Below are 13,377 nucleotides of genomic sequence, written 5' to 3'. Positions count from 1 at the left end.
TACACTTTTGTTGATTCTACATATGCTTGTTTGACGCGTTTGTTTCAACTATTCAAGTATAAATGGGCCGATGATCTTTCGTTCAACTTATATAGTAACTAATCCGTTTTTAGCTTTGAGCGTTATTCAGTTGTGTTTGAGTGGATACGTGTTTTTTGGTTGTAGAAAAGGGCTCTAGATATTTGGTGCCTGTCACCCTCCAATAAGAAAAGAGTAGGAGAGAGATGGATTCCTTGCTACTCTTTTTTAGAATAGGTTCTATCATGTTGACTTTGATGCATATCAATAGAAACATTCGTTCTTTCATGATATTATAAACTGAATAGTTAAAACTAAAATTATTCGGAGGTGTGATAAAATGATGTCAATCGCATATGTTATGGAAAAGCCGCGGGAATATCGTACAAACATCGTCGACCAAGACGGCCTTTGGAAAAAGATTATTGGTGAGTTATTTGAAGAATTCATACAGTTCTTCGCACCGGATCTATTTGAAAAGATTGATTTCACAAAGGGTTTGGATTTCTTGCAACAAGAACTGTATAAGGAAATAATAAAGGATAAAAAGGGAAAGAAGGTTGCTGATCAGATTGTAAAAGTACATTTGAAAGATGGTCAGGAAAAATGGGTTTTTAGTTCATATCGAAGTGCAGGCCGATGCGGACCCGGATTTTTCAAAGAGAATGTTCAAATACTTTTATCGAATCTATGATAAATTTGATCGTAAGGTATTTGCTATTGCATTATTGACTGACGCCAATAAAAGCTTCAGGCCAAACGTATATGAGTATTCATACTTTGGGACAAAACTGATATATGAATACAATATGTACAAACTTGCAGATCAAAATGAAGTTGAATTGGAGCAATCGAAAAATCCTTTTTCAAAGGCGGTACTCGCTGGAATCTATATGAACAGAACAAAAAATGATGATAAGCGGCGGGCATTATTCAAAATGAAGCTGATGCGTGAAGTGATTAAGGGGAATGGTTATAGTCGTGCATCGGTATCAGCGCTTTTCTATTTTATCGATTATTTGTTGCAACTACCCAAGGATTTAGAAAAAGAATTAAATCATACAATGGTTCCATTAATACAAGAGGAGGCGTCTCATATGATTCATCACAATTTGGAAGATCAATCACCAACACTTGCAGAAGTGCTTGCAGTTGTTAGAAGTGAAGGAGAAAAAGAAGGGAAAGAGGAAGGGAAAAAAGAAGGGAAAAGAGAAGGAGAAAAAGAGGGGGGAATTATCAAAGCATTATCCATCGCAGCTAATTTATTGGCATTGGGAATGGAACCGGATATTGTGGCGAAAGTGACGCAGTTACCAGAGGAGAAGGTTCGGGAATTACAAAATAATAGCAAGGAATAGTATAGAAATTCACTGTTTCATTTGCATGGTGTTAAAAGATCAGCTAAGTGGTTGATCTTTTTTTGTTGGGAAACTTTTTCGGGTTTACTCTCACGTTACGTCATACTTTATAGTCAGTAGTGAAGAGAGGGATTAGCTATGAAAGTGAAAGAAGTATCCGAATTGACAGGTGTTAGTGTGCGCACACTGCACCATTATGACGACATTGGTTTACTCATACCAGCGGATTTGACGGAAGCGGGCTATCGAATTTATTCCGAAGAAAACCTTAGTTTGGGTGACAGGCACCCTGGATTGGCACTCTGCACTTTAGATGAGAAACAAAATGAGAAGAGGTAATTCAATATGACATATGAAGAAATCAGCAAGGCATTAGAAATCAGTGGAAAAGAATCAGACATATTCCTACCCAATGAAATTTTTAGCGACTTGCAAGCGTACATGATAGACAGTAGTTATGTTGTCTATGCTTACAGTTCATGTATTTAACCCTCTTTCTGCTCACAATGAACAAAAAGAGGGTTTTGAGCGTGCAAGAGTATTTATTGATTATAACGAGGACAATTTTTCTCGGTTCATCACCAAAAGTCAGGGATGACAAAATTAATGCCCTGTTTCAAACCGTAATCGAAGGAATAGATGGGCATCATTTCGATAGCCAAATCTGCTTCTTTTGATGAGTTTAATTTTATTATTTGCATATTTTGGTGACAGTCACTCAAACAAAAACGTTAACTCAAATAAACATTTTTGTTTGAACTTTCACGATTGGACGAGTGACTGACAGCATAAAATTATGTATATATTTAGAAGGATTCTAAAAGATAAGTAAGATAAATAAAAAGATTCAATCCATTTTCATTGGCTGCTTCTACAATACTATATAAAATTGTGCTTGCTAGGCGCCTTGTCGTGTACTTCTATCTATCCGTCTATCCATTTAACATAATAGGCACCTAAAATTAATCTTATGCAATCGTGGTACATTGTTTGAATAGTATTTTGCAAAGGTACCTGAAAAATAATTGTTTGAATGATTTATTTCATCACACCGCTTTAACGCATATATAAAAGTTAAAGAAGCATTCATGTTTTACTGATGCCATCGACTCTCCATCACATCTATTGCACGGTCAAAATACTTACGTACAGATGACTGGCCAATGCTATAAGAACCTTCTTCCGGTTCCCACTTACCATACGCCTCTAGCGCGACTTTATAGTCATCTATTAGACTTGACGGAACTGCATAACTGCCCTTATACAACATCTTTTTATGCCTTTGAACAGGGATATGGTAAAGACCGTATTGTACCTCCCTTGCGTCCATCAACTCACGCAACGCTTTCCCCGTAGACGAATGATCATCATGTGGATCATTATAAGACATGACGTTATGCAAAGCTTCTGGATACTTTTTTTCGAAATCCTGAATAATAGGTGCAACCTCTCCGGTAGAAAAGTCCCCATCCTCAATATCATAAATATAAACATTCTCTTTTTTCACACCTAAAGCCGCCACAGCTTTAGTAAACTCCGCAACTCTTGCTTCCCCAAATTCTTCAAGTGTAATCGGCGGTAAATCCTCTTTTTCCAGCTTTTTATTTACAGATCCAATTGCTTTACTTGCTCGCCCTTTCGAAAGGAGCACAACAACGACCTCTTTATTTAACTCTACATTATGTAAAATACTTGGCCCCATACTAAGGGTCTCATCGTCTGGATGCGGGACATAGTAAATAGTTGTCGAATAATCATTTTCATCAACTGCATGACACCCTGTTAACACAATACACACTACTAATAAAATGATGATTCGTTTCATAACTGCCTCCAATATGTTTTCTAGTGTTCTCTCTCAAGTGTTTGGTAGATATGTGATGCCTGTCACTCATACAATCAGTTGAAGAAAGAGTAGTCAAATACAACGATAGTAAAACGAATTAATAACCACAAAGCAATAAAAATATTAAAATAAGTTAGAAGCAATTTTTTTAATTCAATTCCAAAATATTTCATTAGAGAATGATATAAAAGGAAACCAATTGTAATTTCGACTTAATGGTCCGCTTACGGAAAATTAATCTTATTGAAAATCAATCAAATTTCTATAACAAGTATAACATTATTGTTTCCAAAAAATATGGTTACTTACCTTTGATCAATTACCGGTATACTAAAAGAAAGGTTGTTTTCTAATACATTGTTGTTTTACAAAATATATAAACTGTGGACTAGTGAAAATCAGTTTGCAAAGCTCTCACTTACTCTTAAGATTGTTATGTGGTTGGATTCGCTTCGGCAGAATACTTCGCTTTCCACGGGCACAGCCTCAGCCACCCGAGAAAAGCGAAGTGTCTTTCCGGAACGGTATGCTTAAGCAAAACCCCTCACTAGTATCGTGAGGGACTGACCCTTCACTTAGATGAATAAAAAACCTGATATTATGATTTGAACGAAGTAATAATTCTATGGAACTTACAAGGGGGAAGACTATGTACACCATCGGGCAAGTAGCAAGTTTTTTAGGCGTATCAAGAGATACATTAAAATATTATGAGGAAAAGGAATTGGTCAAACCTAAGCATGATGCTGAAAATGGTTATAGAAAATATAATGCATATGATATTCATGATGTAATTACTACGAATTTCTATAGAGAACTAGATTTTGAGATTAAGAAGATTCAGGAGATAAGGCAGAGTAAAAGTGTAGCGGATTTAGAACATGTATTAACGCAGCAAGAAGCGAAAATACTCGAGGAAATTGCATATAAAAAACATCTTTTAGAGAAAGTAAAATCTGTAAAAGAGGATTATTATAAGGTTAAAGAATACTTAGGTAAATTTACGGTTACAGAGATGAAGCCGTTAGAGGTAAAAGGTGAAATAACGGGATATGCTGCTTACGAGGAGTATGAAACGATAAGAAATAATACGGATAGTTTAAAGAAAGCTGTTACATTAATGAGCGCTAGCCGTGTTATCGATTTTGATGAAGAGGGTATGAAAGCGAATAGATTTATCGTTGTAAGAAATATAGAAGATACCGACAAAGATATTGAAGGGGAAGTCCTAGCACATCCCAAGTGTATTTATACGGTAATAGAAGATGGTAGATTTGTTAATGGTGAGAAAGATATTGATCATGAAGTAGGGGACAGTCTTTTAAAAATAGCAAAGGAAAATGGATATGAATTAATAGGTAAGGCTTATATTAACATACTGTTGACTACATATGAAGAGACCCTGGAACGTGTGTTTTTAGAAATGTATGCGCCAATAAAATAATCAATCACGCCACGGCGTGATTGCGTCCGGATTTTTTTCGAGCTTGAGGCCGACAGGATGTCGGTCATGCAAACGTTGCCGCACGATGCGGCGAACTTAGGTTGCCTTCCTAAGCTCCCCTAAAAATCCGTGACATCCGCCGGAGGCTTTATCTGAGTTCAGCGGGAGTTTGAACACCCGCTGAACAGGAAACAAAAACGCATTCATCTCGCCACCTATAGAGGTGGGAGTTTTCTGCTGAATTCAGATAAATAAGGCCTTGAGCTAGGGGTAACCCACAGGTTTAGAATGGAGTTATACGTATCTTTTACTAGCAACTTCATTTTAAGGAGTGGGTTATGATGACAAAAAAATTAATAGAGTTCAAGAATGTGACGAAGGAATACAATCTAGGTGACGTATCCATTAAAGCGTTAGATGGTGTGGATTTTTCCATCTACGAGGGAGAATTCGTCGTTATTCTAGGGGCAAGTGGTGCTGGAAAAAGTACCATTTTAAATATCCTTGGAGGGATGGACCTTGCCTCATCAGGAGAAGTATTTGTAAATGGAAATAACATTACCCAATATGATGACAAAAAATTAACGACATTTCGAGCGGAAGAAGTAGGCTTTGTATTTCAATTTTATAATTTAATTCCTAATCTAACTGCACTGGAAAATGTAGAATTTGCTTCTGAAGTGTGTAAGGATCATCTAGATGCAAAAGAAGTATTGGAAAAGGTTGGACTTGGTGAACGTAAGAATAACTTCCCTTCACAGCTTTCTGGAGGAGAACAACAAAGAGTTGCGATCGCTCGTGCTGTTGCTAAGAATCCCTTACTCTTACTTTGTGATGAGCCGACCGGTGCATTGGACTATAAAACTGGAAAATCTGTACTGAAACTTCTACAAGATTTGAACAAAGAAACGCAGAAATGTATTGTCTTAATTACCCATAACACCGCCATCGCCCCAATTGCTGATCGGGTTATTAAAGTGAAAAGTGGAAAAATAGATGAAGTCATTACCAATGCTGAAACACAAAGCATAGAGGGGATTGAATGGTAATGAAGAAATTGTATTTAAAATTGTTGAGGGATATTCGGGAATCAAAGGGGCAGTTTTTAGCCATTATCCTCGTTATCGCAGTAGCTGCCTTCTTTTATGCTGGACTGATTACGATAAGCAGTGACCTTAGTGCTTATACGGAAGATTATTTCGAAGAACATAATTTAGCGGATTTCAATGTCCATTACAGCGAGATTACAGACAGTGAATTATCTAACATCGAAGATATTGAAGGGATTAATAAAGTAGAAGCAAGATATACATTTGATGCGAATCAGGCGTTTGATGACTATAAAGCGTCCTTAAAAATACATACCATTCCACAAAATAACGAAATCAACACCATTGCTGTTACAGATGGTAGTATACCATCAAATAAGGAAGAAATTCTGTTAGATACCCGCTACGGGGAAGTGCATCAATATACGGTTGGCGATCACATTAGCGTAGATACAAATGAAGGCAGTTTTGATTTTGTTATTAGTGGTTTCGGTGAGAACGTGGAACATGCATTTAACATCGAGGACCCATCGCTTGTCTTACCTGACCATCAAACCTATGGTATAGCTTATATTCATGAGGATAGAATAGCGGAAATTGCTGGTGGCTTTTATTACAATGAATTGCTTGTAGACGCAGAAGAAGGACATGATAGCGGTGTAATTAGTGAGGCCATTGAAGATTACTCACAGGAGCTCGCTTATCTGTACCAAGTAAATAAAGATAGATCGGTCAGTTATTCTGCCCTAAATGTAACCATAAATAATAATAGATTGATGAGTACTGTTTCTCCTCTAATCCTGTTTATGGTTGCGGCTGTGATTATTTTTCTTACCATGTCAAGAGTGATCGACTCCCAAAGAAATCAAATTGGTATTATGAAGGCATTGGGTGTAAAAGACAGTAAAATTTTACTACATTATATGGGGTATCCTGTTTTGGTAGGTATTATTGGGTCGGTTATAGGATGGGGCATTACAGCTGTCACACTTGTTAACCTACTCAATTCGGTTATCGAACAAACCTATTCCTTGCCAAACTTTAGCTTGTCCATTTCATTTTATACCATCTTTCCACCGGTTATAGTTTCGATCGTTTTCGGGGTAATTGCATGCTTTTTTAGTGGAAGAAGTATATTAAAGGAACGAGCAGCACAGGCATTACGTCCAAAACCTCCAAAGAAAATGAAGAAAACACTCGTAGAAAGAATTCCTGGTTTATGGAAAAAATTAACATACGGCGATAAGCTGATCTTAAGAAATATTTTTCTAAACCCGAAAAAGGCATTGGCAAGTTCAGTTGGGGTGATTGTTTGTGTGATCCTTTTAATCACAGCTTTTGGCTTTGAAACCTCGATGCAAACCATTGCTTCTCAGATTAATAACGTTTATAAATACGATTTAAAAGTGGACTATAAAGAAGCGTTAGCCGGGGACAATATCAATGTCCCAGCTGGGGTTGAAACGTATTATTCACAATCTACTATTCCCATTGAGTTTGTCGACTTCCCTGACGAGAATAATGCATCCTTAATTGTTACGGAAAAGGAAAATAAGCTTATTGAATTTTTTGATGAACAGAATAACCCAATAGCTTTAGATGATAAGGGAGTGTTCGTTCCACAGTCCTATGCAGATGAATACGGTATATCAGTAGGAGATACCATTAAAATGAAGTTAATTGCACCTGAACTGAAAGGACAAACAATTGACATGAAGGTAGCAGAAATATCGACACAATATACCAATCCATCCTTTTACAGTACACCAGCGTATATAAATAGTCTTGGTGTTGATTACAAACCGACTTCCCTATTGGTTCATTTAAACAGTGAGGCAGATAGAAGCCGTGTGCAAAACGATTTTGAAGAGGATCCGCTTGTGGATGCGATTTCTGACAGGGGTGACTTAAATAAAGCAGTGGACAATATGATTGAACAAAATAATCCCGTCTTCATCATGTTTATTGTTTGTGCAGTTATATTATCTTTTGGTGCCATGTTTACCATATCCTCAATTAATATATATGAGCGTACACGTGAGCTTGCGACATTAAAGGTGTTAGGCTATCAGAAGAATAAGATAAACAGAATTATTTTTGTAGAAAATATCATCCTAACGACATTTGCAGTAATTGTTGCGCTACCAATAAGTGGTTATATGTACAGACTAGTTGTCCAAGCATTATCCAGCACCAATCAACAGATTCCGGATAGGTTGGGATTCGTTACGATAGGGTTGGCAATCGTCCTTACATTTGTATTGACGATTATATCGAATTTATTACTTAGAAGAAAAGTAAATCGAATCGATATGATTGAATCGTTGAAGAGTGTTGAATAGGATTTAAATTGCTTCTTAAAACTTGAAAGGAGGGAAATTCAATGGAAAAGGAATTTCCTGTAATTGAAACAAAAAGAATAATTTTAAGAGAAGTAACAACAGAGGATGCTAATGATATGTTTAACTATCTGTCTGATACGGATGTTGTGAAACCTATGGGGTTAGTACCTTGCCAAACAGTAAAAGACGTATGGGATGAAATTAAGTGGTATAAATCCATCTATGAAGAAGGTACAGGAATTAGATGGGGAATTACACTAAAAGATTCTGGTAAGGTTATAGGAAGTTGTGGTTTTCTTAATATGCTTACTAAACATTATCGAGCTGAAGTTGGATATGAATTAAGCAAAGATTACTGGGGAAAAGGGCTAGCTAGTGAAGCATTGGAAGCCGTTGTTAAGTATGGTTATCATCACTTTCAGTTAGAAAGAATTGAGGCTTTAATTGAACCAGCTAATCTCCCATCCCAAAAACTAGTAGAAAAACAAGGGTTTAGAAGAGAGGGATTGCTGAGACATTATGAATTTACTTGTGGTAAATTCGATGATTTATATATGTACTCATGCCTAAAAGAAGATCTTAATCTTATTTAACGTTTTCATTTTTTCAAAAGTAACAGATTTATATGGTGCCTGCCACTTATGTAATCATGAAAGTTTGAACTTCCATGTTTGTTCAAGCTAACATGTTAGTTTGGGTGACAGGCACCCCTTTTCTTAGAAGTGTTGTAAACGCATAATACATCAATGTTCTTAAAGAGAGGGAGGAGCTTTATGTTTGATACCATTGATTATTTACGATTCGGAAACAATAATCAAAAACGTGCTTATTCTGCCATTGAAAATTTGGGAATCATGTATAACTTATCTGAATATAGTCCCATTCTTTGTGGTACCTTACCTATAGGGGTTGATATAGTAGGTTCCGACTTAGATATCATTATGAATGTTGTAAATTTTCCCTTATTTGAGAAAAAGGTGACTAATTTATATGGAAATCAACAAGATTTCATAATAAAAAAACTTATAATCCGAAATGTACCAGTTATTATAGCAAATTTTATGTTTGAGGATTTCAAATTTGAATTATTCGGTCAGCCTCAACCAGTAAAAGAACAACATGCTTATCTTCACATGGTAATTGAAAATTCACTACTACAGCATTATCCTTGTCTCAAAGACGAAGTAATTAATCTAAAAGAACAAGGGTTTAAAACTGAGCCTGCTTTTTGCAAACTTTTAGGTTTAGAAAACGATCCGTATACTGCCCTTTTAGAATTCGGTAAACGTAAAAAAATAATTTGACCAGATAGTACCAATATAAGTTATTAATTTAAAGAGTCTTTTTACATCATGCTGTAGAAAGATTCTAACGTTTTGCCAATCATTCGATCTACCCTCTTATACTCACTTCTAATTTTAGCAAATCAGGTTAATAAGAATATAAATATTATTGACATACCATATTCATCAAGACATGTAGTTGTCTGGCTAGATGGTTTACAATGTGACCATGGTCAAAAACAAATCCGGTGTTTATAGCACCAATAGCACCTTTGAGTCAGTAATTTTTTCACATTCGTTCATTATAAAAAAATGGAGTACTATTCTTTGGCATAATTTCCTCTTCAAGTATTAAATAACTAATGGACATTTCCTCTTTTATACTATTCACTCTTGGGACTACTAGATAATAGGCAGAGTTTAGCTAATCGTAGATGTAGCTTTACCCCGCTAGAATTCTTACTTACGGCGGTCCAAGTAGCTGCATTTTGCGGCAACTTGATATGTGTGGAATCAATTAATTTTAGGATCCCAATGTTAGCGCTAATGCCCGCGGTTTTACCACGTACCAACCAGTATCGTTGCGTGACTAATCCTAACAAATCCGCCAATGCCGATGTGTCTAACTTCGCAAGTCGCCGACTCAGCTGAGATCCACTAATAGAATCCAGCTCCAATTCGATCAAGATAGCCGGTTTAGCGCGGATTTCTTGTTCGATTTCCTCCCAACTTCTCCACCGAAATATATTCGCAAGAATCATGGATTTGACTAATGCATATTCAGATAACTTATCATAGTCATAATTGACTAATGGGCACTCCAATACGCTCCGGGACAACAGAGATAAATATTGACGAAAGACGATGTTTTGATCTACACTTTCCATATGAAATGCTCCTTCATTTGTAGTGTAGGGAACTGATTTGGTTGTCAGTATCTATTCTACAGAAGGAGCATTTTATTGTATAATCATATAGATTACTATACTTATAAAGGCTGTAATTACTTTTACTTACTGTCGTGCAAGGCTATTGGGCACTCCCCTTCTCGAATACTAATAGAAAAGTTTATGAAATAAAAGGTAGACAAAAATCAAAAAAAGCGGTAAAATGTCTTTATTCTTAAAAACAGAAGGGAGATTAGACTTTTATGCTAAAACTTATTATCGCAATTTAAATTCCAATGAATTTAATAGGAGGGCTATTCTATAATTTTTAAAAAAATTATAGGTTTATTTTTGTACCCTTTTGCGATAACTAAGAGAAGCAATATAATGTCTAATTCATATAAGCAGATAAATAAATTTATGTAATCCGACTTAAGGTAAGCACTAGCTTTAGATTGGTTAACTTTATTTTTTGCGTATAAAAAGACTTTATGAGTTTATTCTCATAAAGTCTTTTTATGTTTTTTAGGAGGTGATAATTCCCATAAATATATGTAATGTATCAAAGTGATTGAAACAAAAAATTGGAGGGAATTTAAATGGAAAAATATGAATTAGTAAGTGATTATCGTAATAATGAAAACTTGAAGGAGAGTTTTAATGCCTTAGCTATGAAAACATTCGAATTAGATTTTCGAGGCTGGTACAACAAAGGGTATTGGAATGACAAATATATTCCGTATTCATTTGTTGATGAAGATAAGGTTATCGCAAATGCTTCGGTTAATAAAATGTCGTTAATTATTAATGGTAAAACGTATAACGGGATTCAGATTGGTACAGTAATGACAGATGAAAATTATCGCAATCAAGGTTTGGCTAAGCAATTAATGCAGCATATAATGAATGAATACGAAAATACCTGTGAATTCATGTATCTTTTTGCGAATGATACTGTATTGGATTTTTATCCAAAGTTTGGCTTTACACGTCTAAATGAAAGTGAGTTTAGCATAGACCTAGCAAAAAGCTCAATTCAAATGAATAAGGATGCGAAAGTAAAGCAGCTTACTATTGAAAATGATCTTGCATTACTTGAAAAATTTGCGGAAAATCGCCATGTAAACTCAACGATTTTAGATGTTGAGCATAATGAAAGTTTATTAATGTTTTATTTCACATTAGCATTCCATGAAGCCATGTTCTATGTAGAAGATTTAGAAACGATTGTGCTAATGGAGGAAGAGGAAGATACACTGCATATTTTCGATATAATTTCGTTAAATGTGCCAAATGTAGAGGCTGTATTAGCAAGCATTGTGAAGGAAACAACGAAAAAAGTGGTATTTTATTTCACGCCTGAATTTACAATTGAGGGCATGGCAGCAACCATTATGCCAAATGATGATGATGCTTTATTCATCTTAACTCAAAAGTCATTGCTGGAGGGTAACTTTATGTTCCCGTTAACATCACATTGTTAATTGGAGGGAAATATGAGGAATTTCGATAAAAAATATTGCTAAACCATTGGCGCAATTTATAAAGTTAAATGATTTTTTAGCATTTCGTAGCGTAGCAGTAGTCCTTGAAACTATAAAGAGTAATATCTACACAGGAGTTAGTATTGATGCAACCTTGCTCCTTAGGCTTTTTCACACCATGGTGCTATCGCAGAATGTTGAAGCATGGTGAATATGAAATTGTATCTTTTCTAGCTGTAGATACTAGTGGAAATCCAGTTCCACCTTGCGGACACTGTCGAGAGTTATTGAGTCAACTTTCTATAAAAACTTAAAAGCGCTTGTGGAGGTAGAAAAGGATGTGGGACTAACTTTAAAAGAGTTAGTTCCTTATGACTGGAGATTATCGCAAAATCTAGTATGGTAAAATAGTTGTTAATAAATTTTCTTAATAAATTTGAAGTTTGAAAAAGCTGTCATGTTAATAAGAATTATGTTGTGACTATTGAACTGCACCCTGATTTTGATCAAACTTTGTTCAAAGTGAGGTTTTTTCTTGCTACTAAAACTAGCTTTTGTAGCATCTTTTAATCAATCTTTATTTCAAACCTACATGTGGTGCGGCCTTGAAATAAAGTCACGAATTTTAGTACTAGGCCTACGAATAAGTCCCTTTCCTTATTTATTTGGAATCTTGGGAATATGTATAGCTGCACTAATTGGTAATTTCATTTGGTTTTTTGTTGCTTTTCGAGCATCTAAGAAGCCTTCAACTATTCATAATAATTAAGGGAGATATAGAGTATATATGTTGAACTTACGATTCTTCCGTAATCCCCAAGCGCCGAGCGTTGTTAGTAGGATTCTTTAGTTCATCATATATAGTGATTTTCTAAAAAAAATATTTTTCACACGAATATAGGATTAATGTGCCTTACTGAAATGATTAAGTTTGAATAAGAATCTATCAATTGTTATGATGTAGGTGGATAGTTCAATAAGTTGAGATATATTTATGCAGTTTTTTGAAAAAAAAATTCTCACTCAGTAATAAATATTAAGAATTGTTAATTCATTTAAAGGGGGAATAGATTAATGGAAATAATAAAGGAATTGACTAAACAAGAAGAACTACTAGATGTTTTTTCTGTAATTAAACAACTACGCCCACAACTTGACCCTGATACTTTTATAAAAATATTTAATGACGCTAACGAAAATGAAAGCTATAGAATGTTTGCTTTATATAGTTCAAAATTCCCTGTCGCAGTTATTGGTTTTAGAACGATGACAACTTTACATAACGGAAAATTAATTTGGATAAATGATTTAGTTACAGACTCGGCTTATAGATCAAAAGGGTATGGTGAAAAACTTCTTTTATATGTTATTGATTGGGCAAGAGAAAATGGTTATACTGGCGTTTCTTTATCATCTGGTGTGCAAAGACTACGAGCGCATAGTTTTTATGAGGACAAGATGAATTTTGAAAAATCTAGTTTTGTTTATAAGAAACTTTTTTAGTTTTAGTATATTAATATATTTTCTGGTTTTAAATATTTGCTATTTTTGTGCTGATTTTCATATAAGTTCCACCAAAGAGAGTGGAACTCTTTCATAACCCGTTATCTGTTTATCTTAAGGAGCGGGTTGCCTATTCTTAATCCTAAAATTTTATTAATGTATC

12 protein-coding genes and 1 pseudogene are annotated in these 13,377 nt (G+C 35.1%); 11 read left to right on the top strand and 2 right to left on the bottom strand.

The genetic code is table 11. The features are described 5' to 3' along the window. Window positions 1-358 precede the first annotated feature (358 nt). The 3 genes and pseudogenes from H4683_RS18915 to H4683_RS18905 form a co-directional block, all read left to right on the top strand. Window positions 359-712, top strand: coding sequence for a hypothetical protein (locus tag H4683_RS18915; RefSeq protein ID WP_192600391.1), 354 nt, complete (start codon window positions 359-361; stop codon window positions 710-712). After that, window positions 684-1,376: a hypothetical protein gene (locus H4683_RS18910; RefSeq protein ID WP_192600390.1), complete on the top strand. Its 693-nt coding sequence runs from the start codon at window positions 684-686 to the stop codon at window positions 1,374-1,376. The genes H4683_RS18915 and H4683_RS18910 overlap by 29 nt, the downstream gene beginning before the upstream one ends. A 138-nt stretch (window positions 1,377-1,514) precedes the next feature. Next, window positions 1,515-1,646, top strand: a pseudogene (locus H4683_RS18905) (MerR family DNA-binding transcriptional regulator); the annotation flags it as partial. An 823-nt stretch (window positions 1,647-2,469) separates the two neighbouring features. Here the strand turns inward: H4683_RS18905 and H4683_RS18900 are convergent. Then, entirely contained in the window at window positions 2,470-3,201 is a 732-nt protein-coding gene (locus H4683_RS18900; RefSeq protein ID WP_192600389.1) for a PIG-L family deacetylase, read from the bottom strand. A gap of 670 nt (window positions 3,202-3,871) precedes the next feature. On the opposite strand from H4683_RS18900, the gene H4683_RS18895 reads away from it, so the two are divergent. The 5 genes from H4683_RS18895 (at window position 3,872) to H4683_RS18875 (ending at window position 9,361) form a co-directional block, all read left to right on the top strand. Further along, window positions 3,872-4,666: a MerR family transcriptional regulator gene (locus tag H4683_RS18895; protein WP_192600388.1), complete on the top strand. Its 795-nt coding sequence runs from the start codon at window positions 3,872-3,874 to the stop codon at window positions 4,664-4,666. Between the two features lie 341 nt (window positions 4,667-5,007). Beyond that, entirely contained in the window at window positions 5,008-5,715 is a 708-nt protein-coding gene (locus H4683_RS18890; protein ID WP_192600387.1) for an ABC transporter ATP-binding protein, read from the top strand. After that, window positions 5,715-8,057 (top strand): ABC transporter permease, encoded by a 2,343-nt coding sequence (locus H4683_RS18885; protein ID WP_192600386.1) that lies wholly within the window; start codon window positions 5,715-5,717, stop codon window positions 8,055-8,057. The genes H4683_RS18890 and H4683_RS18885 overlap by 1 nt, the downstream gene beginning before the upstream one ends. Before the next feature lie 41 nt (window positions 8,058-8,098). Then, a complete protein-coding gene (locus H4683_RS18880; RefSeq protein ID WP_192600385.1) occupies window positions 8,099-8,650 on the top strand; it encodes a GNAT family N-acetyltransferase in 552 nt (183 codons plus the stop codon). A 180-nt stretch (window positions 8,651-8,830) separates the two neighbouring features. Then, window positions 8,831-9,361 carry a DUF4269 domain-containing protein gene (locus tag H4683_RS18875; RefSeq protein ID WP_192600384.1) on the top strand — a complete coding sequence of 177 codons (531 nt, stop codon included), beginning with the start codon at window positions 8,831-8,833 and terminating at the stop codon, window positions 9,359-9,361. Between the two features lie 362 nt (window positions 9,362-9,723). On the opposite strand, the gene H4683_RS18870 is transcribed toward H4683_RS18875, so the two are convergent. Further along, on the bottom strand, window positions 9,724-10,227 hold the full coding sequence (locus H4683_RS18870; protein WP_192600383.1) for a hypothetical protein: 504 nt from the start codon (window positions 10,225-10,227) through the stop codon (window positions 9,724-9,726). A gap of 599 nt (window positions 10,228-10,826) precedes the next feature. Between H4683_RS18870 and H4683_RS18865 the strand changes: the two genes are divergently transcribed. The 3 genes from H4683_RS18865 to H4683_RS18855 all read left to right on the top strand — a co-directional run bounded on the left by H4683_RS18865 (window position 10,827) and on the right by H4683_RS18855 (window position 13,214). Continuing rightward, window positions 10,827-11,711 (top strand): GNAT family N-acetyltransferase, encoded by an 885-nt coding sequence (locus tag H4683_RS18865; protein WP_192600382.1) that lies wholly within the window; start codon window positions 10,827-10,829, stop codon window positions 11,709-11,711. A gap of 592 nt (window positions 11,712-12,303) precedes the next feature. Further along, window positions 12,304-12,480: a DUF5391 family protein gene (locus tag H4683_RS22510; RefSeq protein WP_225942226.1), complete on the top strand. Its 177-nt coding sequence runs from the start codon at window positions 12,304-12,306 to the stop codon at window positions 12,478-12,480. A 305-nt stretch (window positions 12,481-12,785) separates the two neighbouring features. After that, window positions 12,786-13,214, top strand: coding sequence for a GNAT family N-acetyltransferase (locus H4683_RS18855; RefSeq protein WP_192600380.1), 429 nt, complete (start codon window positions 12,786-12,788; stop codon window positions 13,212-13,214). Window positions 13,215-13,377 lie beyond the last annotated feature (163 nt).

Origin of the sequence: Sporosarcina limicola, from assembly GCF_014873855.1 — a bacterium.
Lineage (GTDB): Bacteria > Bacillota > Bacilli > Bacillales_A > Planococcaceae > Sporosarcina > Sporosarcina limicola.
Note: the sequence above shows the minus strand (reverse complement) of the source record. Positions and strands in the feature narration are given on the sequence as shown.